General features: G+C 60.7%; 20 protein-coding genes. 7 read left to right on the plus strand and 13 right to left on the minus strand.

The window, feature by feature from the left end:
* Positions 1 to 39: 39 nt before the first annotated feature.
* Genes miaA through KGB03_RS01840 form a run of 5 tightly spaced genes read right to left on the minus strand, consistent with a single transcriptional unit; the run spans position 40 to position 6303 of the window.
* The gene (gene miaA, locus KGB03_RS01820) at positions 40 to 1011 is read right to left on the minus strand and encodes a tRNA (adenosine(37)-N6)-dimethylallyltransferase MiaA (protein ID WP_218536962.1); all 972 of its coding nucleotides are present in this window, start codon (positions 1009 to 1011) and stop codon (positions 40 to 42) included.
* Complete coding sequence (mutL, locus tag KGB03_RS01825; protein WP_111449261.1) at positions 1011 to 2921, minus strand: DNA mismatch repair endonuclease MutL; 1911 nt, start codon at positions 2919 to 2921, stop codon at positions 1011 to 1013. Before mutL ends, miaA begins: the two co-directional genes overlap by 1 nt.
* Positions 2918 to 4345: an N-acetylmuramoyl-L-alanine amidase gene (locus KGB03_RS01830; RefSeq protein ID WP_317851224.1), complete on the minus strand. Its 1428-nt coding sequence runs from the start codon at positions 4343 to 4345 to the stop codon at positions 2918 to 2920. The genes mutL and KGB03_RS01830 overlap by 4 nt, the downstream gene beginning before the upstream one ends.
* Positions 4346 to 4816, minus strand: a complete 471-nt coding sequence (gene tsaE / locus KGB03_RS01835; protein ID WP_218536961.1) for a tRNA (adenosine(37)-N6)-threonylcarbamoyltransferase complex ATPase subunit type 1 TsaE — start codon at positions 4814 to 4816, stop codon at positions 4346 to 4348. It abuts the gene before it with no gap.
* The gene (locus tag KGB03_RS01840) at positions 4804 to 6303 is read right to left on the minus strand and encodes an NAD(P)H-hydrate dehydratase (protein ID WP_223526079.1); all 1500 of its coding nucleotides are present in this window, start codon (positions 6301 to 6303) and stop codon (positions 4804 to 4806) included. Before KGB03_RS01840 ends, tsaE begins: the two co-directional genes overlap by 13 nt.
* Before the next feature lie 63 nt (positions 6304 to 6366).
* Here KGB03_RS01840 and queG point away from each other — a divergent pair, with 63 nt between their 5' ends.
* A complete protein-coding gene (gene queG / locus KGB03_RS01845; protein ID WP_223526081.1) occupies positions 6367 to 7446 on the plus strand; it encodes a tRNA epoxyqueuosine(34) reductase QueG in 1080 nt (359 codons plus the stop codon).
* Here queG and KGB03_RS01850 read toward each other — a convergent pair.
* Both KGB03_RS01850 and orn read right to left on the minus strand, forming a co-directional pair.
* Positions 7428 to 8039 carry a trimeric intracellular cation channel family protein gene (locus KGB03_RS01850; RefSeq protein WP_008153267.1) on the minus strand — a complete coding sequence of 204 codons (612 nt, stop codon included), beginning with the start codon at positions 8037 to 8039 and terminating at the stop codon, positions 7428 to 7430. The two genes, queG and KGB03_RS01850, sit on opposite strands and share 19 nt — an antisense overlap.
* A gap of 255 nt (positions 8040 to 8294) precedes the next feature.
* The gene (orn, locus tag KGB03_RS01855; protein ID WP_223526083.1) at positions 8295 to 8837 is read right to left on the minus strand and encodes an oligoribonuclease; all 543 of its coding nucleotides are present in this window, start codon (positions 8835 to 8837) and stop codon (positions 8295 to 8297) included.
* A 107-nt stretch (positions 8838 to 8944) separates the two neighbouring features.
* Between orn and rsgA the strand changes: the two genes are divergently transcribed.
* Positions 8945 to 9976 (plus strand): small ribosomal subunit biogenesis GTPase RsgA, encoded by a 1032-nt coding sequence (gene rsgA, locus KGB03_RS01860; protein WP_111449267.1) that lies wholly within the window; start codon positions 8945 to 8947, stop codon positions 9974 to 9976.
* Between the two features lie 92 nt (positions 9977 to 10068).
* Here the strand turns inward: rsgA and KGB03_RS01865 are convergent, their stop codons facing one another.
* From KGB03_RS01865 to motA, 3 genes are all read right to left on the minus strand, one after another.
* Positions 10069 to 10338, minus strand: coding sequence for a hypothetical protein (locus tag KGB03_RS01865; RefSeq protein WP_223526085.1), 270 nt, complete (start codon positions 10336 to 10338; stop codon positions 10069 to 10071).
* A 643-nt stretch (positions 10339 to 10981) separates the two neighbouring features.
* Positions 10982 to 12016, minus strand: a complete 1035-nt coding sequence (gene motB / locus KGB03_RS01870) for a flagellar motor protein MotB (protein ID WP_223526087.1) — start codon at positions 12014 to 12016, stop codon at positions 10982 to 10984.
* A 3-nt stretch (positions 12017 to 12019) separates the two neighbouring features.
* Positions 12020 to 12871 carry a flagellar motor stator protein MotA gene (motA, locus tag KGB03_RS01875; RefSeq protein WP_111449276.1) on the minus strand — a complete coding sequence of 284 codons (852 nt, stop codon included), beginning with the start codon at positions 12869 to 12871 and terminating at the stop codon, positions 12020 to 12022.
* Positions 12872 to 13037: 166 nt separating this feature from the next.
* Here motA and KGB03_RS01880 point away from each other — a divergent pair, with 166 nt between their 5' ends.
* The 3 genes from KGB03_RS01880 to asd are packed head-to-tail and all read left to right on the plus strand — an operon-like array spanning position 13038 to position 16313.
* Entirely contained in the window at positions 13038 to 14576 is a 1539-nt protein-coding gene (locus tag KGB03_RS01880; RefSeq protein ID WP_223526089.1) for an HDOD domain-containing protein, read from the plus strand.
* 42 nt (positions 14577 to 14618) lie between these two features.
* The gene (rhdA, locus tag KGB03_RS01885) at positions 14619 to 15434 is read left to right on the plus strand and encodes a thiosulfate sulfurtransferase (protein WP_223526097.1); all 816 of its coding nucleotides are present in this window, start codon (positions 14619 to 14621) and stop codon (positions 15432 to 15434) included.
* Positions 15435 to 15452: 18 nt separating this feature from the next.
* Entirely contained in the window at positions 15453 to 16313 is an 861-nt protein-coding gene (asd, locus tag KGB03_RS01890; protein ID WP_046045706.1) for an archaetidylserine decarboxylase, read from the plus strand.
* 57 nt (positions 16314 to 16370) lie between these two features.
* On the opposite strand, the gene KGB03_RS01895 is transcribed toward asd, so the two are convergent.
* Positions 16371 to 16772 carry a hypothetical protein gene (locus KGB03_RS01895; RefSeq protein WP_042932429.1) on the minus strand — a complete coding sequence of 134 codons (402 nt, stop codon included), beginning with the start codon at positions 16770 to 16772 and terminating at the stop codon, positions 16371 to 16373.
* Positions 16773 to 16971: 199 nt separating this feature from the next.
* Between KGB03_RS01895 and KGB03_RS01900 the strand changes: the two genes are divergently transcribed.
* A complete protein-coding gene (locus KGB03_RS01900) occupies positions 16972 to 18750 on the plus strand; it encodes a molecular chaperone (protein WP_223526099.1) in 1779 nt (592 codons plus the stop codon).
* 219 nt (positions 18751 to 18969) lie between these two features.
* On the opposite strand, the gene serB is transcribed toward KGB03_RS01900, so the two are convergent.
* The gene (serB, locus tag KGB03_RS01905) at positions 18970 to 20184 is read right to left on the minus strand and encodes a phosphoserine phosphatase SerB (RefSeq protein WP_008153333.1); all 1215 of its coding nucleotides are present in this window, start codon (positions 20182 to 20184) and stop codon (positions 18970 to 18972) included.
* Between the two features lie 135 nt (positions 20185 to 20319).
* On the opposite strand from serB, the gene KGB03_RS01910 reads away from it, so the two are divergent.
* On the plus strand, positions 20320 to 21852 hold the full coding sequence (locus KGB03_RS01910; RefSeq protein WP_218536953.1) for an AhpA/YtjB family protein: 1533 nt from the start codon (positions 20320 to 20322) through the stop codon (positions 21850 to 21852).
* 176 nt (positions 21853 to 22028) lie between these two features.
* Here the strand turns inward: KGB03_RS01910 and KGB03_RS01915 are convergent, their stop codons facing one another.
* Positions 22029 to 22742 (minus strand): membrane integrity-associated transporter subunit PqiC, encoded by a 714-nt coding sequence (locus tag KGB03_RS01915; RefSeq protein WP_111449281.1) that lies wholly within the window; start codon positions 22740 to 22742, stop codon positions 22029 to 22031.
* Positions 22743 to 22801 lie beyond the last annotated feature (59 nt).

Raw genomic sequence — 22801 nt, forward strand, 5'->3', positions numbered from 1 at the left:
GCCGTCACACCCCCAAGGATAGACGGCAATTGCAAGGACTCAGCTCAATATGGAGATGGTCCCAAGGTATTTCAAGGCGCGCGGCAGATTGTCGCAATCGAGGCTGTCCAACCAGTGCAAATCAGCCCAACTGCGCAGCCAGGTGAACTGACGCTTTGCCAATTGGCGCGTGGCAATGATTCCACGCTCCTGCATCTCGGCTTGCGTCAGCTTGCCATCCAGGTAGTCCCAGACTTGTCGGTAGCCTACTGCACGTATAGACGGCAACCCGGCATGCAGGTCACTTCGCTTACGCAGGGCTACGACCTCGTCAATGAATCCCTGTTCCAGCATATTCGTGAATCTTTGTTTAATTCGCTCGTGCAATACCTGGCGATTTGCCGGAGCAATGGCCAAGTTCGCGACAGTATAGGGCAATTGTTGCAGTCCCGAGGCGGCTGCTTCAGTACTTTGCGCAGATTGTTGCAACCTTAGTGCAGTCATGCTCTGACCGCTGACACGATAAACTTCCAGTGCTCGACTAAGTCGCTGCGGATCGTTCGGATGAATACGCGCCGCAGATTGCGGATCGATGACTGCCAATTGATCGTGCAAGGCTTGCCAGCCAAGGCGTGCAGCTTCTTCTTCGATCTGTGCGCGGACATCCGGATCGGCCGCCGGCATGTCTGCCAGACCTTCAACCAAAGCCTTGTAATAGAGCATTGTGCCGCCCACCAGCAGCGGAATTTTGCCCCGCGCGGTGATCTCGGCCATGGCTTGGAGGGCATCACGACGGAAATCGGCGGCCGAATAGCTCTCTGCCGGGTCGAGAATATCGATCAACCGGTGTGGAAATTCAGCCAGAAGCTCTTTTGAAGGCTTGGCGGTGCCGATGTCCATGCCACGGTAGACCAGCGCCGAATCGACGCTGATCAACTCGCAAGGCAAGACTTTGGTGAGTTCGATGGCCAGGTCGGTCTTGCCGGCGGCGGTCGGCCCCATCAGGAAAATCGCAGGAGGGAGCTGGCTCATCAACGACCGCGCAAAAACAGTTTGTCCAGATCGTCCAGGCCCAATTGGGTCCAGGTCGGTCGGCCATGGTTGCATTGACCGCTGCGTTCGGTGTTTTCCATGTCCCGCAGCAGACCGTTCATTTCCGGCAGGGCCAGGCGTCGATTCGCCCGAATCGCGCCATGGCAAGCCATGGTCCCGAGCAGCTCGTTCAGGTGCGCCTGAATCCGGTCGCTGGTGCCGTATTCCATCAGGTCCGCGAGGACGTCACTGACCAATCGATTGGCTTCTGCCTGCTTGAGCAGTGCCGGGATCTGCCGGATGGCCAGGGATTCCGGGCCCAGACGCTGCAATTCAAAGCCCAGGCGCTGGAACCACGCGACGTGTTCTTCGGCGCAATCGGCTTCACGCTGACTGACCGCCAGGGACTCCGGCACCAGCAGCGGCTGACCGCTCAGGCCTTCGCTGGCCATGGCGATTTTCAGGCGTTCGTACATGATCCGCTCGTGAGCCGCGTGCATGTCCACCAGCACCAGGCCTTGGGCGTTTTCCGAAAGAATATAAATGCCTTTGAGCTGCGCCAGTGCATAACCCAGCGGCGGAATGTCGTCCTGCCCGGCCGGCAGCGCTACTGCGTTGGCTTCTGGCAATGGCGCAAAAAACTCGCGATAAGCTGCCTGGGCCTCAGCCACCGGCACGCCGGACTGAGGGCGCGGCGAGTACTGATATTGATAACCGGCACCCGCGCCCGAGCCGGCCGGCGTATTGAACGACGGCTGGGCCTGAGGCTGTTCCAGCAAGGCATTGGCCGCCAGACGCATTTCGCCCTGTGGCCCGAACTCGCCAGCATCAATGCCGGTAGGTCGAACGATGGCCGTCGCGACAGGCGCGGCCAGATGGTCTTCCGGCCGCACATCGCCCAAGGCGCGGTGCAGGGTGCCGTAGAGGAAATCGTGAACCATGCGCCCGTCACGGAAGCGCACTTCGTGCTTGGTCGGGTGCACGTTGACGTCAACGCCTGCCGGATCGACTTCGAAAAACAGCACGAACGTCGGGTGCCGGCCGTTGAACAGCACGTCGCGATAGGCCTGACGCACCGCGTGGGCCACCAGTTTGTCGCGTACCGCACGGCCGTTCACAAAGAAATACTGCAAGTCTGCCTGGCTGCGGTTGAACGTCGGCAAGCCAACCCAGCCCCACAAATGCAGGCCATTGCGCTCGATCTCGATCGGCAGCGCCTGCTCGAGGAAACCCGAGCCGCAAATCGCCGCCACACGCCGGGCACGGGCCGCGTCGTCATGGGCTTCATGCAGGCTGAGGATGGTCTTGCCGTTGTGGCGCAGATGGAACGCCACGTCAAAACGCGCCAACGCCAGACGCTTGATCACTTCTTGCAGGTGATCGAATTCGGTTTTTTCGGTTTTCAGAAACTTGCGGCGCGCCGGGGTGTTGAAAAACAAGTCACGCACTTCCACCGACGTGCCCACCGGATGGGCCGCCGGCTGCACGCGAGGCGCCATGTCCCGGCCTTCGGTTTCGACCTGCCAGGCCTGATCAGCCTCTTTGGTGCGGGACGTCAGGGTCAGGCGCGCCACGGAGCTGATCGACGCGAGGGCTTCACCGCGAAAGCCCAGGCTCATGACCTGCTCGAGGTCTTCCAGGTTGCGGATTTTGCTGGTGGCGTGTCGCGCCAGGGCCAGCGGCAAGTCATCGGCAGAAATGCCGCTGCCATCGTCGCGCACCCGCAGCAGCTTGACGCCGCCCTGCTCCACATCGACATCGATACGCCTGGCGCCGGAGTCGAGGCTGTTTTCCAGCAGCTCCTTGATCACCGAAGCCGGGCGCTCAACCACCTCACCGGCGGCAATCTGGTTCGCCAGTCGCGGGCTGAGCAGCTCGATGCGAGCCGTGTTGGTCAGCACCTGGTTCATTCTTTGGCCGCCAGTTCAGTGCCGGGGATGGTCAAGTGCTGACCGATCTTGAGCTCATCACTCGACAGGTTGTTGGCGCTGCGCAGCGTGGCCGCAGACACCTGATATCGCACGGCAATCATCGCCAGCGTCTCGCCGGGGCTCACGCGATGGTCACGAGGACCTTGGGCGATCCCGCCGGAATCACGCAGCCAGGCAATGTAGGTGCCCGGTGGCGGGTTCTGCTGGAAGAACTGGCGCACGCCGCTGCTGATCGAACGCGCCAGCGCTTGCTGGTGATTCGCGGCGGCAAGCTTGGACGCTTCGTTGGCGTTGGAGATGAACCCGGTTTCCACCAGGATCGATGGAATGTCCGGCGACTTCAGCACCATGAACCCGGCCTGCTCCACGCGCTGTTTGTGCAGCGGCGTGACACGGCCGATGTTGCTCAGGACTTTCTGGCCGACGTTCAGACTAGAAGTCAGGGAAGCCGTCATCGACAGGTCAAGGAGCACGCCCGCCAGCATGCGGTCCTTGTCGTCGAGGCTGACGTTGCCGGCACCACCGATCAAGTCGGAACGGTTTTCGCTGTCGGCCAGCCAACGGGCCGTTTCCGAGGTAGCACCGCGATCAGACAGGGCAAACACCGAGGCACCGAAGGCTGCGGCCGAAGGCGCGGCATCGGCGTGGATCGAAACGAACAGGTCGGCGCCCTTCTTGCGGGCGATTTCGGTACGGCCGCGCAGTGGGATGAAGTAGTCGCCGGTGCGGGTCAGTTCGGCGCGGAAGCCTTTCATGCCGCTGACCTGACGCTGCAATTCGCGGGCGATGGCCAACACCACGTCTTTCTCGCGCTGACCGCGAGAGCCGGAGGCGCCCGGGTCTTCGCCGCCGTGACCGGCATCGATGACCACAATAATGTCGCGCTTGCCGGCCGGAGCTGGCGGCAGCTTCACCGCAGGCTCTACCGGAGTGACCGGCACCGGGGCTACCGTCGCGACGTTGGTCGGCGCCGGAATTGGCGCGGCATCGGCGGCGTTGTCGAACAAGTCGACCACCAGGCGATTGCCGTACTGGGCGTTTGGCGCCAAGGTAAAACTTTTCGGCGTCACGGCTTTTTTCAGGTCGATGACCACCCGCAGATCGGTTGGCGTACGTTGAGCCGAGCGCATGGCGGTGATCGGCGTGTTCGAGCTGTTGACGCTCAGCGGCGCCCCCAGAGTCGCGCCATTGATGTCGATGACCAGCCGATCCGGGGCGGTCAGGGTAAATACACTGTGCTGGACAGGACCACTCAGATCGAACACCAGTCGTGTGTTGTCCGGAGCCCGCCACAGGCGAACGCTGTTGACCTTCGTCTCGGCCACAGCGTCGACGGTCACCGCCAAAAACAACAATCCTACGGCAGCTACCATCGCGCGAAAGCGCATACCTAACCCCATCATTTAATTGGTTTCCAATGCCAAAGCGGCACACCACGACTCGCCACGCGAGCCCTGGGACAAAATTTTCAGCGAACGCCCGCTGTCTTGCGGGCCAATGGTAATGGTCAGGTCAGGCTTTGGCAAAAAGCCTGCACCCTTTTCGGGCCATTCGATCAGACACAACGCGTCGTCTTCGAAGTAGTCGCGGATACCGAGGTATTCCAGTTCCTCAGGGTCGACCAAGCGATAGAGGTCGAAATGGAAGGCCCGGATTTCGCCAATCTCGTAGGGTTCGACCAGGGTGAAGGTCGGACTTTTTACCGCGCCTACATGCCCCAAGCCACGAATGATGCCCCGAGACAGCGTAGTTTTCCCCGCCCCCAGGTCCCCTTCCAGAAAAATCAGACCGTGCCCTTGAGTGGTTTTTGCGATGCGCCCGCCAAATGCGGTCATCGCCTCTTCATCAGCCAGGTACAGGGTTATTTCAGACACGGTGCTTGCTCCTCCAACAACTGACGAATGGCTGGGATCAGATCACTGGCCGCCAGCCCACGGCCCGATTTACCTTCTTGCGCACCAGCATTGGCGTGCAGCCAGACGGCCAGGCAGGCGGCGTCGAACGCCTCCATGCCTTGCGCCAGCAACGCGCCGACCAGACCGGCCAGCACATCACCCAAACCGGCGGTGGCCATCGCAGGATGGCCCTGATGACACACCGCCAGACGCCCATCGGGGCTGGCGATCAGGCTGCCGGCGCCTTTGAGCACCACGACAGCTGTATATTTTTTGCTCAATGCGTGAGCTGCCGCAGGACGATCGGCCTGCACTACGGCAGTGCTCACCCCCAGCAAGCGCGCCGCTTCGCCTGGATGCGGCGTGATCACGCAGTCCTTGGGCAAGCTCACGTGCTCTGCGGCCAGCAGATTCAATGCATCAGCGTCCCAGACTTGCGGCAGCGGCGCCTTGGCAGCCGCCGACAAAAGGCTGCGCCCCCAGGAAGCCTGACCCAAGCCTGGGCCGACAACCAGCACGGAAACCTTTTGCAGCAGTTCCATCAGTTGATTGGCCGACGAAGTGCCCAACACCATGGCTTCAGGAATTCTCGCCAGCGCGGCCGGAACATGTTCACTGCGCGTGGCCACGGACACCATGCCCGCACCGCTGCGCAGGGCACTTTGTGCGCTCAGCAGGATGGCGCCACCAAAGCCGCGATCACCGCCGACCAGCAGGACGTGGCCGAATTTGCCTTTATGGGAGGTTGGAGCACGGCCCGCCAGACGCGGCAACGAACTGGCCGTCAGGCGACGTGCACTGATGGCGACGCCGTTAAACGACTCGGGGGAGGCCTGCAGATCGTTGAACACCAACGCCCCAACCACGTCTGCAGCATCGCCAGTGAACAGACCCAGTTTCAGGCCGATGAACGTCACCGTCAGGTCAGCCCGCACCGCAGCGCCGAGTATTCGGCCGGTATCAGCGCACACCCCCGAAGGGATATCCACCGCCGCAACCGGCAGCCCGCTGCCGTTGATCGCCGCAATGGCGCCCGCGTAGGGTGCTCGCACTTCACCCGTCAGACCGGTGCCGAGCAAGGCATCCAGTACGACACCGCGCAATTCTGACTGTGCACTGAAAGCTTGCACCGCGACACCTTCGGACACGGCCTCGGCATGGGCTGATGCCGCATCACCCTGTAAACGCTTGGGATCACCGACCGCCAACACCCGCACATGCCAGCCGGCACGTCGGGCCAGTACGGCCACCAGATAACCGTCGCCAGCGTTATTGCCATGACCGGCCATGACACTCAATTCATTCGCCGACGGCCAATGGCGGACCAGCGCACGCCAGGTCGCCCGCGCCGCGCGCTGCATCAATTCGAAGCCCGGTGTGCCGGCCGCGATGAGGCTTGCATCGAGGGCTCGCACTTGCGCGGCGCTATACAGCGCGTCGGGTAAATCATCTTTAGTGTGCGGCATGCGTCTTCGGGCTCCGATGTCTGGCAGAATTATACGCACCTCAGCTCCGGTTTCTCTCGCCTCATGCCCGCAATTACCACAGACCTGCCCGCCCTCGCCCAATCCATCAAGGACTGGGGCCGCGAGCTGGGCTTTCAGCAAGTCGGCATCAGCGGCCTCGACCTGGCCGAGCATGAGCAGCACCTGGAACGCTGGCTCGCGGCCGGCTACCACGGCGAAATGGACTACATGGGCGCTCACGGCAGCAAACGCTCACACCCGGAAGAGCTGGTGCCCGGCACGCTTCGGGTGGTTTCCCTGCGCATGGACTACCTGCCGGGCGACACCGAAATGGCCAAACGCCTGGCACAACCTGCAAAAGCCTACGTCTCGCGTTATGCCTTGGGCCGCGATTACCACAAATTGATCCGTAAACGCGTGCAACAACTGGCCGATAAAATCCAGGCCGAAATCGGCCCGTTTGGTTTCCGCGCCTTCGTCGACAGCGCGCCGGTGCTGGAAAAAGCCATCGCGGAACAGGCCGGTCTGGGATGGATCGGCAAAAACACCCTGGTCTTGAATCGCAAGGCCGGCAGTTACTTCTTTCTCAGCGAACTGTTCGTCGACCTGCCGCTGCCGGTTGACCCGCCTCACGCTACCGAACATTGCGGCCGTTGCACCGCATGCCTCGACATCTGCCCGACCAACGCCTTCGTCGGCCCGTACATGCTGGATGCCCGACGCTGCATCTCCTACCTGACCATCGAACTGAAAAGCGCGATCCCGGAAGATTTGCGGCCACTGATCGGCAATCGGGTATTTGGCTGTGATGACTGCCAGATTGTCTGCCCGTGGAACCGCTTCGCCCGTCCGTCCGGCGAAAGCGACTTCAAGCCACGGCACAATCTGGACAACGCGGAGTTGGCAGAGCTGTTCATGTGGGATGAGGAGAAGTTTCTCAGCAACACTGAAGGTTCGCCGTTACGCCGGGCGGGTTATGAGCGTTGGCTGCGAAACCTGGCGGTTGGCCTGGGCAATGCTCCGTCGAGCATTCCAGTGCTGGAAGCGTTGAAGGCTCGTAAGGATTACCCGTCGGAGTTGGTGCGAGAGCATGTGGAGTGGGCGCTCAAGCAACACGCCAAACGTCAGGCTTCGTCGTTATAAACGAACTTCGGCATTTCCCAGTGAAACCGGATCGCCAGCAACCGCAGCAGGAAGCCGCCAAACAGCGTGATCAAAATCGCCTGTTCACCCGGCAATTGCAGGTAAATGCAGAGCATGTAGCACCACGCCGCAGCGAACGAGACGCTGGCGTAGAGTTCGCGGCGGAAGATCAGCGGGATGTCGTTGCAGAAAATGTCGCGCAGGATGCCGCCGAAAACCCCGGTGATCACACCGCTGACGGACGCGACGAGCATGCCGTGGCCCATTTCCAGCGCGGTCATGCAGCCGATCAGGGTGAATGCCACCAGGCCCACGGCATCGAGCACCAGAAACAGTGAGCGCAGATGGCGCATCCAGCGTGCGGCGAAGACCGTGAACATCGCCGCCACCGAGGTTAGCACCAGGTATTCCGGGTGTTTGACCCACGTCAGCGGGTAGTGGCCAAGCAGCACGTCACGCACCGAACCGCCGCCCAAAGCCGTGACGCAGGCAATCAGCACCACGCCAAACCAGTCCATTCCGCGACGGCCAGCAGACAGAGCACCGGTCATGGCTTCGGCGGTAATGGCGATCAGGTAAAGCATCAGCAACATGGTGGCGGTCCTTGCAGGAAGGCGCGCAGTCTAGCCATTTAGTCCCGGCACCAAAAGAGGGCAAAACAGACACTGAGACCTGTGGCGAGGGGATTTATCCCCGTTGGAGTGCGAAGCGCTCCCCTGCATTCTTTCAGTGGCAACGCATTCGCCGGTTTTACGACTGCTTCGCAGCCGAACGGGGCGGTGCGACGTTTCGATAAATCCCCTCACCACAGAAAGCCTCCTCACCACAAAGGCCTTCGCTGCTCTGCATCAGAACTTGATGAAGTTCTTGCGATAGTGCTGCAGCTCGGCGATCGATTCGCGAATATCGTCCAGGGCCAGGTGAGTGCTGCCCTTTTTGAAGCTGTCGCGCACGTCCGGCGCCCAGCGTGCGGCCAACTCTTTCAGAGTCGACACATCCAGGTTGCGGTAATGGAAGAAGCTTTCCAGGGATTTCATGTGCGTATAAAGGAAGCGACGATCCTGGCAGATGCTGTTGCCACAGATCGGCGACTTGCCCTTCGGCACCCATTTTTCCAGGAAAGCGATGGTTTCGGCTTCAGCTTCGGCCATGCTGATGCGGCTGTCGCGAACGCGCTGGGTCAGCCCGGAGCCGCCGTGTTGACGGGTATTCCACTCGTCCATGCCAGCGAGAATTTCGTCGCTGTGATGGATAGCGATCACCGGACCTTCGGCCAAGGTGTTCAGGTCGCTGTCGGTAACGATGGTGGCCATTTCAATGATGACGTCGGCATCAGGGTTCAGACCGGTCATTTCCAGGTCGATCCAGATCAGATTCTGCGGGTTTTGCATGTGTCGGCTCCTAGGCAATGCTGCGCAGTTTAGCCTAGGGCGGCGGCCGGGCGTGCTAAACTCGCGGCCGTTTTACCTAATCGCTGCATTCTTGATACGGAACACCCATGGCCAAACGCCAACTCAATCGTCGTCAAAACTGGCGCATCGAAAAGATTCAGGGCGAACGCGCTGCCCGCGCCGCCAAACGCGAGTCCTCGGCTGTCGAGGCACTTGAGGGTGGCGATCTGGGTCCGGAACAGACCGGCCTGGTGATCGCGCACTTCGGTGTGCAGGTCGAAGTCGAAGCCCTCGATGGCGATCTGGCCGGCCAGGTATTCCGTTGTCACTTGCGCGCCAACCTGCCGGCGCTGGTGACCGGCGATCAGGTGGTCTGGCGTGCCGGCAACCAGGGCATCGGCGTGATCGTGGCGCAACTGCCGCGTAAAACCGAACTCTGCCGTCCGGACAGCCGTGGCCAGCTCAAGCCTGTAGCGGCCAACGTCGACATGATCGTCATCGTCTTCGCGCCGCTGCCCGAGCCTCATGCCAACCTGATCGACCGTTATCTGGTCGCTGCTGAGCACGCAGGGATTCGTCCGCTGCTGCTGCTCAACAAGTTCGACCTGATCGACGAGCAGAACGCCCCCGCGCTGAATGCCTTGCTGGCGGTTTACCGCACGCTGGGTTATCCGGTGCTGGAAGTCTCGGCGCACCACGGCAACGGCATGGAGTTATTGCAGGCACAACTGGACGGGCACATCAGCGTGTTCGTCGGCCAGTCCGGCGTCGGCAAATCCTCGTTGGTCAACACCCTGTTGCCTGAAGTCGAAGCCCGTGTCGGCCCGCTGTCCGAGCTCTCCGGCCAGGGCACTCACACCACCACCACCGCGCGGCTGTTCCACTTCCCCGGCGGCGGCGAGTTGATCGACTCCCCGGGTATCCGCGAATTCGGCCTGGGCCACGTCAGCCGTGCCGACGTCGAAGCCGGCTTCATCGAGTTCAACGACTTGATCGGCACCTGCCGCTTTCGCGACTGCAAGCACGACCGCGAGCCGGGTTGCGCCTTGCTCAAAGCTCTCGAAGAAGGCCGCGTGCAGCAGCAGCGGATGAACAGCTATCGCTCGATCATCGCGAGTTTGCCGGAAACCAGCTATTAAGTAGCCGGGATCATTTTCGTGACGCCACGAAAATGATCGGCAGCTTCCTGCAGAAATAAAAAAGCCGCGATCATCTCGCGGCTTTTTTGGTTTCAGGATCCTGCTTTTTCCAGCTTCCAGCCCAACGCATCCAAGGCGTCACAGCCATCCTGAACCAGCATGTGAGCGGCGTTGGCGAAATGCTCCAGGTCGTGACCTTCGGCTTCTTTGACGCACAGGCAGGTGACGCTGTTGAGCAGATTGCGCGCAGCTTTGAGTCGGTGGACGGCGGTTTCGAGGAGATCGGAAGCGCGGGCTTCGGTGTCGATGTACAGCGTCGGGCCGACGCTGAAGTTGCCTTGGAGCGGGTGATACTTAGCCATGGGTCAAAACTCCGGATAATTTCGAGAGATTTCATCTGTGGTCCGACCGGCTAAGATCGGTCACCGCGTTGGCAGCGACGGCGGAACTATAGGCTGATGCTTGTACGACTGAAAACCCCGACACAAATTTTCAGATCGTTCCTACAACTACTAATCATCGTCAGCAAGCCGGCGCCCACAGGTGCATGTTCCTTCCTTGATCAAAACTGACTTCCAGACACCGAAGTATGAAAGAGGAAGGAACGGACAACCTATATCGAGAGGCCGAGTGGAGGTTCTGCGCAGTGGGCAACCCGGCATGGATGCCGGGTTAGCCGCCCCCGGCCATGGATGGCCGATGGCGGCGGGCCCACGGAGCAGGACCGGAGCGAGGGCATGCCGAGCCTAGGCGAGGCACCGATCGAAAGGGGCAAAAGCGCTTGGTTACTTGGCGCTTTTCCAAGTGACTCGCTGTAAAAGCGAAACCATAGGCGGCCGTTACCGCAGAAATAGATATGTACCCAAAAACTCACGCCAGCCATAAGGCCGCTATCGCAGGCAAGCCAGCTCCCACAGGGACCGTGCCCACGCTGAAAATGAAGTGGCTTCCAAACCAGTGAAAGCCGCAAAAAAAAGCCGACATCTCTGTCGGCTTTTTCATGGCTCACTGCTTGGGCGGTTCACCCGGCTTCGGCGCCGGGTTGTCGAACAAATTCAACCGTTCACGAAGCTCATGCGCCGGCAACGGCTCTTTATCTGCCGGTAACGCGTTCGGGTCGGCTGGCTTGGCGGGTACTTCGCCCGGGCCGCCCTGCCCTTGCGCCGGCGTTGTTTCTGGAGCCGGTTCCGCACCTTGCGAACCTTCGATGGCACGCTGGGCTTTCTTGGTCAGCACAATAATGTCGATACGGCGATTGACCGGATTGAACGGGTGCTCGCGATCGAACAACGCCGACGAGGCATAACCGACGACGCGCGCCACCTGCGCATCCGGATAGCTGCCGGCGACCAGCGCACGACGGGCGGCGTTGGCACGGTTGGCCGAAAGCTCCCAGTTACCAAAGTCACCGGTGCCCGTGTACGGCTTGGCATCGGTGTGGCCGCTGATGCTGATCTTGTTCGGCACTGCTTTGATGGTGTCGGCCATGGCCAGCAGGATGTCTTCGAAGTACGGTTTCAGACGAGCTGAGCCTGAGTCGAACATCGGCCGGTTTTCGGCGTCCACGATCTGGATGCGCAAACCGTCCGGCGTGATTTCGAAACTGATTTGGTCTTTGAATTTCTTCAGCTGCGGGTTCTCTTCGACCTTGGTCTGCAGTTCTTGCAGCAACAGTTCGAGACGCTCCTTCTCGACCTGCTCGGCCATGCCTTCAACCTGCTCGGCGTCGATGGTCACCTTGTCTGGCTGCGGCTGGGATTTCACCTCGGGGTTGAGGGTGTTCTCCGGCGCCAGGGTCGGTGTGCCGCCCAGGTCGATGATGTACGGCGTGCCGCTTTCGGAAAAGCCGACCGGGTCCTTGAAGTAACCGGCGATGGCGATCTTCTGTTCAGGCGTTGCGGTCGACAGCAGCCACAGCACCAGGAAGAACGCCATCATCGCCGTCGCGAAGTCCGCGAAGGCGATTTTCCAGGCGCCCCCGTGATGCCCGCCGGCGATGCGCTTGACGCGCTTGATGATTATCGGCTGGTTATTTTCCATGACTTAACGTCCGCGGACCGCTTGTTCCAGCTCAGCAAAGCTAGGACGGTGCGCCGGGTACAGAACTTTACGACCGAACTCTACCGCCAGCGATGGCGGCATGCCGGAAGCCGAAGCGACCAGCGAGGCCTTGATGGCTTCGTAGATGTTGAGTTCTTCCTTGGCATCGTGGGCCAGGGAGTGAGCCAGCGGACCAAAGAAACCATACGCCGCGAGAATACCGAAGAAGGTACCGACGAGGGCCGCACCGACGTGCAGGCCGATGGATTTCTGATCGCCTTCACCCAGGGAAGCCATGGTCACCACGATACCGAGTACCGCCGCGACGATACCGAAACCCGGCATGGCGTCGGCAATGCCGTTCACCGCGTGGGATGGATGCTCGAGGTCTTCCTTGAGACTGTAAAGCTCCATGTCGAACAGGCCTTCAAGCTCATGGGGCGCCATGTTGCCGGAGGACATGATGCGCAGGTAATCGCAGATGAACGCGGTCATGCGTTCGTCTTTTAATACCGCAGGGTATTTGGCGAAGATCGGGCTCGCAGCGGCGTCTTCAATGTCGCCCTCGATAGCCATCATGCCTTCGCGGCGGCTCTTGTTGAGGATCTCGTAGATCAGGCCCAGCACTTCCAGATAAAAAGTGTGGTTGAAACGCGAACTGAACATGCCCAAGGATTTCTTGAGCACGTGCATGGTCATGTAACCAGGGTTGGCCTGCAGGAATGCACCGAGGGCCGCACCACCAATAATCATCACCTCGAAGGGCTGAATCAGGGCGGCAATTTTGCCGTGGGAGAGCACGTATCCGCCGAGCACGCTCGCGAATACGACGATGATGCCGATTAATTTAGCCATAGGTAGGAGAGCACTTACTGAGTCGGGTTCAAGGTCATATTCGGAAGTTAAAAAATCTCTTCTTCTACTTATCGGCAAAACTGCGCCAGACTATAGCCAGTTCAGGCGAAAAGCCAATTTGGCCCGCTCCGGGCATAGGTAATGCAGACGATGATCGCGTCCAGACATGGCTAACGAAACGAACGTTCCAACTCCAAAACCGACCACTCTCGAAGGCTGGGTCAAGCTTCTCGATGGCGTGCGCCTGCCGGTTCCGCAAGCCAGTCATGACCGTGTCTGCAAGGCCATCGCCAACAGTCGCAGCTCCCTGCGCGATATCGCCGAACTGATACAGGACAGCCCGGCGCTGGCCTTGAGCGTGATTCGCGAAGCCAATCGCCACACCCACGGCAGCATGACCGAGCCTGCGGAAAACCTTGAGGTGGCGATCAATCGCCTCGGTTTGAAGCGCACCGAAGAACTGCTCGCCCGGTTGCCTGCCCAACCGCAATCGGAGATCCCGATCGCCCTGCGTCAGCTACAGCTGATCAGCCAGCACGCGACCCAACAGGCCAACGGTTTTTTCGCCAGTCGCCTGGCGCGGCTGTGGCAGGACATCCACTGGGGCAGCCTGCTGTTTCTCTCGCCGCTGTGGCCGATGGCGTTGACTCATCCGCAGCTGCTCGAAGAATGGGAGCTGCGGGTCATCCACAAAGGCGAGTCGGCGCACAAAGTCGAAAAGCAATTGTTCGGCGTGCGCCTGCTGGATATCTGCCTGGCGCTCGTGGACATCTGGCGCCTGCCGATCTGGGTGCAGCAGGGGTACCGGCTGCTGCTCAACGAGCAACGTGAGCTGGTGAAAGTGCTGCGCATCGCGCGCGACAGCGATCATCCATTGCGCCAGCAGAACCGCCTCGATGACGATCCGACCCTGCGCCGCTGGCTCAATCAACCGGCCAATACGGTGCTGCTGGCCAACGGTCTGGCGCTGTCGGCGCAACAGGCCTGGGACAGTCCGCACAGTGAACGCTGGCAGTACCTGACCAGCCTTTACCTGCAAATGCCGATGGACGAGGTGCAGCAGCAGTTGCACCAACAGGCCGCCAACAGCGCCCGCCATCACGCCATGCCAGATCTTTGGCACCCGGCCGTTTCACTGATCTGGCCGTGGGGCATGAACCGCGTGCACGCAGGCTTGCTGCCGGCCCCGGCGCCGACGGCCGAAGACCTGGCGAAATGGCGCAGACAGTGTGCCGAGTTGCTGGTCGAGCCCAGCCGCTTCACCAATGCCATGCACTTGACCACCTCTGCCCGGGACGCTTTGGTCGCGTGCGGCATGCGGCGGGTGATGATCCTGATGGCCGACCGTACTCACGCCAATCTGCGGGTGCATCAGACGGCCGGGCTGCCAAAAGAAGTGGCCGGTCTGAACTTCGTCGTCAGCCAGAGCACCGTGCTGCAACGCCTGCTTTCGCAACAGGCCCAGGTACGCCTGACGCCGGCCAACAACGCACAATTCTCGGCCATGCTGCCGGCCAGCCTGCGCTCACAGTTCGGCGGCGAACACTTGCTGCTGCGTTCACTGGTCAATAATGGTCGGGTGATCATGATTGTAGTGGCGGATCAGGGCGGCGGGCCGTTCTCGGAAATCACCGTACAAGCCTTCGGCAAAACCGCGCAGTGCATCGAAAAGGCACTGCACAGCTTTAGTCAGCGCGGCCAATGACGCTGCTATACAATCCTCCCTTTTGTGCTCTGGAGACCTCACATGCCTGACTTCTCTGGCTTGCCGCTGGTGATCGAGCCGAGCGACTTGCTCCCTCGTCTTGACGCCCGCGAACTGATTCTGGTGGACCTGACCAGCAGCGCCCGCTATGCCGAAGGGCATATCCCCGGTGCGCGCTTTGTCGATCCGAAACGCACGCAACTCGGTCACCCACCTGCGCCGGGGCTGATACCGCCGCAAGCGGCGCTCGAAGCATTGTTCGGTGAGCTGGGACACAACCCCGATGCGGTCTATGTCGTCTATGACGACGAAGGCGGCGGTTGGGCCGGGCGCTTTATCTGGCTGCTGGATGTCATCGGCCACAGCAAGTACCACTATGTCGACGGCGGCCTGAAGGCCTGGCTGGCAGAAGGCTTGCCCATGTCGATCCAGATCCCGGCGCCGGTCGGCGGCCCGGTTGCGCTGACCCTGCACGACGAACCCACGGCCACCCGCGAGTACCTGCAAAGCCGTCTCGGTGCCGCCGATCTGGCGATCTGGGACGCACGCGGGCCGCTGGAGTACTCCGGAGAGAAAGTCCTGGCAGCCAAGGCCGGGCACATTCCCGGCGCGGTCAATTTCGAATGGACCGCGGGCATGGATCAGGCGCGCAACCTGCGTATCCGCACCGACATGCCGCAGATCCTGGAAAAACTCGGGATCAGCAAAGACAAAGAAGTGATTACCCACTGCCAGACACACCATCGTTCTGGCTTCACCTATCTGGTGGCCAAATCCCTCGGTTATCCGCGGGTCAAAGGCTACGCCGGTTCCTGGGGCGAATGGGGCAACCACCCCGATACGCCCGTAGAGATTTAAGGTTTTTAAGGACAGTTAATGAATAAGCGTTTGTTTATCCTCAGCCAATACCTGCTGCCCCATCACCTGCTGTCGCGCCTGGCCGGCTGCATCGCCGAATGCCGCGTACGCTGGTTCAAGAACGCCTTCACCGCCTGGTTCGCCAAGCGTTATCAGGTGGACATGTCGCAGGCGCTGGTCGAAGACCTGACCGCTTACGAGCACTTCAATGCGTTCTTCACTCGCGCCTTGAAAGACGGCGCTCGCCCGCTGGACGAGACGCCTGGCGCGATCCTCAGCCCGGCCGACGGCGCGGTCAGCCAACTGGGCCCGATCGAACACGGTCGAGTGTTCCAGGCCAAGGGCCACAGCTTCAGCGTGCTGGAATTGCTGGGCGGCGACGCTGCCAACGCAGCGCCGTTCATGGGCGGTGACTTCGCGACTATTTATCTGTCGCCGAAGGACTACCACCGCGTGCACATGCCGTTGGCCGGCACCCTGCGCGAGATGGTCTACATCCCCGGCCGGATCTTCTCGGTCAACCAGACCACCGCCGAAAACGTTCCGGAACTGTTCGCCCGCAACGAGCGTGTGGCGTGCATTTTCGACACCGAGCGCGGGCCGATGGCCGTGGTGCTGGTGGGCGCGATGATCGTTGCGTCGATCGAAACCGTTTGGGCCGGGTTGGTCACGCCGCCGAAACGCGAGCTGAAAACCTTCCGTTACGACGAAGCTGCCCGTGCACCGATCCATTTGGAGAAAGGTGCAGAACTGGGCCGCTTCAAACTGGGTTCGACCGCTGTCGTGCTGTTCGGGCCTGATCAAGTGAAGTGGGCTGAAGAACTGGCGGCCGGTTCGCCGGTGCAGATGGGCCAGGGCATGGGCCTGGCAAAAGCCTGATCACTGATCCGAACCCCGCGAACGTCTTCGCGGGGCCGGACATTTCGGTGGGTGCCGTTACTCTATCTGTCCACGGAAGCCGATCGGCCCTTCGTTGGCGTAGGTATTGGTGCCACTGAGGTTTTTCCCTCCATCACTGGAGGTCACGCTCAACGCCACAACGTTCTGATTATCACGGCCGCCGATGACCCATTTGCCACCCGGATGCCATGGAGCGTCGTTGCCGCCCCACTGATTCTCAACGTTGTACTGGTTCTGGCCCGTGCGCTGAGCCTTGAAGCCAATGGGACCTTCACCCGCATACGTCATGGTGCCGGTGAAACTCTTGCCGCCATCGCCCGATTTGATCTCGATCGCGACAACGTTCTGGTTGTCCCGCGCGCCTAGCGTCCAGTCTCCGCCCGGATGCCAGGGTGCCGAACTACCGCCCCATTGATTTGCCACTACATATCTAGACATAAACTTCATCTCCTTGAAGTTACAAAGAGACCTGCCCTGCGTAGGCAGCAGGCCGTACGACCGTGCGTATCCAGTCGCACGACTGTCAGATTAGTAGTACGCCCGGATGACACTCGACTGACAGACAAACGGTAAAAACCCATAGCTGCTACAGTCAGGTCATTCACTGCCCATTTACCGGTTGGAGTTTTTCCACGGCATGAATGAGACCAGCCCCCATCTTTTGCTACGCGCGCCCGTCCCGCTGCAGGTGCGTCTGTCATTCTGTGAAGCCACCCCGCGCGACCTCAAGCGCTGGATCGCCAATCTGCCCAAAGCCAACATCGGCGAAACCGCTCGCCAGCTGTATCAAGGCTTGAGCGAACTCAACCAGCTATTCACGCCCAGTGACAATCGCCTGCAATTGCTCGAGCTGCTGCGGCCCGAGGTGTATTACGTCTGCAAACACCTTGAGCAGCATTTCCTGCATCAGTCGATTGTCCTCGACGAGCGTTCCCGCAAGATCGCCAACCTCTGCCAGGCGCTGCAAAGTCACTTGGCCATTGGTTATAAACAGATCGTTGTGCGCATCACACCAACGTTCAGCAAGGACCGTGCGCCGCTGCTGACCCAGGCGCTGCAACGGGCGCTCCATTGCCTGAACGGGTCGCTGATTCGCGCGACCAAACTCTATTGCCCCGTGCCGGAAGGCCTGTGGCTTGAGCTGCATCAACTCTACCGGATCGCCTGCGCGCACCGGCTCCAGCACACGAGCCTGCGCGATGAGCTGGCCAATCAGACGCAAACCCTGAGCATCGAACAGACGTACGTGGTCGCCTTGCTGCTGGGCGCCTCACGCTGCAACCAACTGCGCCAGCACCAGATTGCCCGGGTGGCCGAAGTGCTGGAACCCTGGAGCCAATGGATCAAGCTGCAACCCGGCAAACCGGCCACTGGGTTATTTGCCGTCGCGCCAGACCTCGACACCGGACCGCGTTACCGCACCAAGTTCCGCGCCGAGCAGCAGGAGAGCTTGTTGGGGATTGATCCGCAGCCGTTGGTCGCGGCAATTGAAGCTCACTTGCAAAAAAACGACAGTTCATCGCCATTGCCCGTGCCGACAGGGTTAAGCCTGGACACGTTGCAACACCTTCATGCCGCCTGGGGCCAGACGGCCGAGCGCAGTTTCCAGCGCACCGTTGGCCAAGGCACGTTGACCCTGTGCATTGGCATGAGTGCGCTGCACTTTTATCTGGGTGGGCAACGCTCATTCAGCGACATCCTGAAAAACCACGGCGCCCGGCCTGCACAATTTTCGGTAACGTCAGCGACCGGCCGGGAAAAGGACCAATGGCACCAGGCCTTCGACGCCGCGCCCCAAGGCAATGCAGATGCTCTGTTGCCCTACGAAGAGATCGAATACCCGCAGCTTCAGAATGACGACAGCCACGCAGCATCCGACCGCAATCAGCACTTCCCGACCCATGTTCTGTCAGTGATCAATCACAGCCCCGGCGGTTACTGCCTGGCCTGGCCCGGCGCTGTGCCGGCCGAGTTACAGGCGGGCGAGATGGTCGGCATTGAGGATTCTGCCGGTCAGGGTTGGAGCATCGCGGTGGTGCGCTGGATCCGCCAGGTGCGCGGTGGCGGCACGCAAATGGGCATCGAGCAGGTTGCGCCCTGCGCCGAGCCTTGCGGCCTGCAACTGGTGCGCACCCGTGATGACCACAGCCAGTACCTTCGAGGCCTGTTGTTGCCGCAAATCAGCGCCATCGACCTGCCGGCCACCCTGCTCGCGCCGCGCCTGCCCTTTCAGGAGGGCAACAAGGTCATGATCAATACCCACGGCGAGGAACGTCGGGTCGGGCTGGAGCGGCGGGTGGCGAGCACCAACAGCTTCAATCAGTTCGCCTACCGCCCGCTGGAGGCCGCGAAAAACGACAACGCCGCAGTGAGCGGCGCTGAGGAGGATTTTGATTCGTTGTGGAAAACACTTTGAGGGAGTAGCAGATCCCTGTGGTGAGGGGACTTGTCCCCGTTGGGCTGCGAAGCGGCCCCAGCGTCTTTTCAGACAGACTAAGTTGTCTGGATTACGACTGCTTCGCAGCCGAACGGGGTGGTGCGGCATTCCGATAAATCCCCTCGCCACAAATGTGAACACCCGCGCTTAAGTGAACAGCATTACTCACCACAGAGGCCCTTTTAGTCAATGCAAGACTTAAAGCTGCCCGTCGCGATCCCGGAAACCCAGCAGATACAGCACGCCATCCAGCCCAAGGGTCGAAATCGCCTGCTTCGCCGACTGCTTGACCAGCGGCTTGGCACGGAACGCCACGCCCAACCCGGCAATCGCCAGCATTGGCAAATCGTTGGCGCCGTCGCCGACCGCAATGGTCTGCTCCAGACGCAAACCTTCCTTGTGCGCCAGTTCCTTCAGCAGATCCGCCTTGCGTTGCGCATCAACAATCGGCTCGACCGCCACGCCAGTCACTTTGCCGTCCACGACTTCCAGTTCGTTGGCGAACACGTAGTCGATGCCCAGCTTGGCCTGCAATTGCTTGGCGAAGTAGGTAAAGCCGCCCGACAGGATGGCGGTCTTGTAGCCCAGACGCTTGAGTTCGGCGAACAGTGTTTCGGCACCTTCGGTCAGACGCAGGGAGGCGCCGATGGAATCCAGCACGCTGACGTCCAGCCCTTTCAACAAGGCCAGGCGCTCCTTGAAGCTGGCGCGGAAGTCCAATTCGCCGGCCATCGCCCGCTCGGTGATCGCAGACACCTGATCGCCCACACCGGCAGCCTTGGCCAGTTCGTCGATGACTTCGGCTTCGATCAGCGTCGAGTCCATGTCGAACACCGCCAGGCGACGGTTACGACGGAACAGTGAATCTTCCTGGAAGGCGATGTCGACGTTCAGTTCCTGCGCGACGCTGAGGAATTCGGCCCGCAGCGCTTGCGGATCCGCCGCTTCGCCACGAACGGAAAACTCGATGCAGCCCTTGCCCTGATCGGCCGGGGTGTCCAGCGGCATGCGCCCCGACAGACGATCGATGTGGTCGATGTTCAGGCCATATTTGGCGGTAATCGAACTCACGGCCTGCAATTGCCCGGCGGTCACTTTGCGAGTCAGCAGGGTCACGATGTGGCGTTTCTTGCCCTGATTGCCAACCCACTGCTGGTAATCCTCTTCGGACACCGGCGTGAAACGCACCTGCTGATCGAGCTTATACGCCGTGAACAGGATGTCCTTGAGCACCGACTTGCCTTGCTCGGTGTCAGGAATTTCAACCAGGATGCCGAACGACAAGGTGTCGTGGATCACCGCCTGACCGATGTCGAGAATGTTCACACCACCCTGGGCCAGAACGCCGGTAATGGCCGCAGTCAGACCCGGACGGTCGACTCCCGTGATGTTTATCAGGACGATTTCGCGCAAGGCGCACCCCCGCAGGTGGAAAAAAACCGCATTCTACCCACTTTCAGTGACCATCGGGCACCGTGAGCGCTTTGACGGTCTAGGGCCTGTCGCTATACTGCGCGTCAACTCCACGGACAAAAGAGCCGAGCTCAAGTGAACCGGCCCACGCCAGTAAAAACCGATAACTTCTTTCTGCTGATCTTCCGTGCACTGCGCCACCGCCGTGTACCGATTGCATTGCGCATCGCCAGCCATAACGTGATCCTGGTCGCTCTGGCCCTGGTGATCTATGCCTGCGTGATGGGTTTGCAGTTCAAGCAGGCCATGCACGAGCAGGCGGATGCGCTGGGCGAAAGCCTGACCACCCAGACTGCCACGTCCGCCACGGAGCTGTTGGTGTCCAACGACATCCTCAGTCTCAATGTACTGCTCAACAACCTGACCAAAAACAAGCTGGTGGCTCACGCTGCCATCTACAGCGTGGATAACCGCATCCTCGCCGAAGCCGGTCAGCGCCCCAAGCACAGCCTGCTGGGCGAAGCCGAAGGCATGTACCAGAGCAAGATCACTTTCCAGGATGTGACCGCCGGGCAACTGCGTATCAGCCTGGACATGGATCAGTTCCAGCAGCCGATGACCATCAGCCTGCAAAGCATGGGCATTTTGAGCGCGATTCTGCTGGCGCTGTCCCTGGCCTTGAGCCTGCGCCTGGGTCGGCACATCTCCACGCCGTTGCTGCAATTGCGGGTGTGGCTGCGCCATATCGACGAACACACCCCGGCCACCGAGCGTCAGGATGAGATCGGCGATCTGGCCCGTCAGCTGCACGCCGACTTCGCACCAGAGCCCGCCGAGCCGGAACCTGCTCCCGAGCCTGAATACGACGAAAGCGACTACGAAGACGCCGACGATAACGAGCCAACCTTCGAAGTGCGCAATTTGCGTGACCCGAGTTTCGATGAATCCAAGCCTGTGGCCGGTCTCAAACCTGCGCCACGGCGCATTGTCAGCACCGTTGAAGACGATGATGACGACGATGCATTTGCCGACTTGCGCGATGAATCAGCTTCGACCGCACCGAAACCGCTAGCCAAACCGCAACTGTCGAACGTGCCGCAGCACAGCGCAGTGCTGGCCGTGCAACTGGGCGCTCAGGATCAGCTGCGTCGTCTGCCCCGCACACGCCTGGAAGAACTGCTCAAACGCTATCGCGACTGCCTCGATCAGGCCGCCTCGCTCTACCAGAGCGAGCTGCACACCCTGAACGATGGCAGCACGCTGATGTTGTTCCATACCGAAGACAGCGGCGACGACTACCTGACCAATGCCATCTGCTGCGGTGAATTGTTGCGGGCTCTGGGCCATCAGTTGCAGATCGAAGTCGCCGACAGCGGCATCACTCTGCAATTGCAACTGGGCCTGACCCTGGGTGACGAACTGTTTGGCCTGAGCCAGATCGATCTACTGCTGACCGAAACCGCCCAGGATGCGCTGGCCCTGTCGCAACACAGCCGCAACCTGTTGCTGGTGGAGCGCAAGATCGGTGACGACGCGCTGATCCGCCAGCGCGCTCGAATCCGACCGATCGCAAGCCCGGAAGGCGCTTGTTGCGTAGAGCGGCTGATGGAGCCTTATCCGTCGATGCTTGAGCGGCAACTGGCGCGGATGCACGAACGTCGGGCGTAATAGCCCCGTTATGAAAAAGCCCGCAGACGAGTAATCGTCTGCGGGCTTTTTATTGCCTGCTCTGGCCTCATCGCGAGCAGGCTCGCGATGAGGCCTTCAGAAGCACCGAAGATCCCCAACCTGCAGAAACAACAAAGCCCGCATCTCTGCAGGCTTTGTGTTGAATCCATCCAGGCTTAGAACCTGAACACTTCCATATCGGTCCGAATCGGCGAAGCCATCGGGATCTTCGGTTGTTTGTCCTGCTCGGCAGCAGGGGCCACAGGCTTAGGCGATGGTTTGCGCGGCGCTTCGGCAATCGGCGGCTGATTCGCCAGCGGCTTGAGCGCCGTCGACAGTTGCTGGGCCAGACGCTGCAACAACACACCCTGAGCCTGAACCTGAGCCGCCGTGCCACCGGCATGTTGCTCTTGCAGGTGAATGATGCGGTTATCACGAACCTGGCCACGACGGTCGATCAGACGCCATTGCGCATCAAGGATCGCCGGTTGCGCCTCACCCGAGTCCAGGCGAGTAATCGTCAGGAGAACCTGCACATCCGGCGTGAAGCCCACTGTCGCTGGCGCCAGCACTACGCGCTGGCTGTCCAGATGACCGGCGACCTGACGCAGCAGCAGTTGATCGATATCCGACGACAGGCTACCCGCCCAACGACCGTCAGCCGACGCTTGCAGGCTGCCATCCGGCTGTCGCTGCAACAACGTTTCGCGTTGCAGATAATCGGCTACCGTTACCGGACCCAGCAATACAGCCATGCCCGCGCTTTGCGCAGGCTGAGCCGGACTTCCGCTGTCCAGCTGATACAGCGACACCGGTTGGTGAACGCTGCAACCCGCCAGGCCAAGTACGCCAGCGAGCATCAAAATAAAAGGAAGGCGCAGAGCAGTCATCGTCCCATCCAGGTGGTTGCCACAAGGCTAACCACAGTGAAAATACTCAATAAATATGA

It is taken from the genome of Pseudomonas sp. BF-B-26, assembly GCF_019956495.1.
GTDB lineage: Bacteria > Pseudomonadota > Gammaproteobacteria > Pseudomonadales > Pseudomonadaceae > Aquipseudomonas.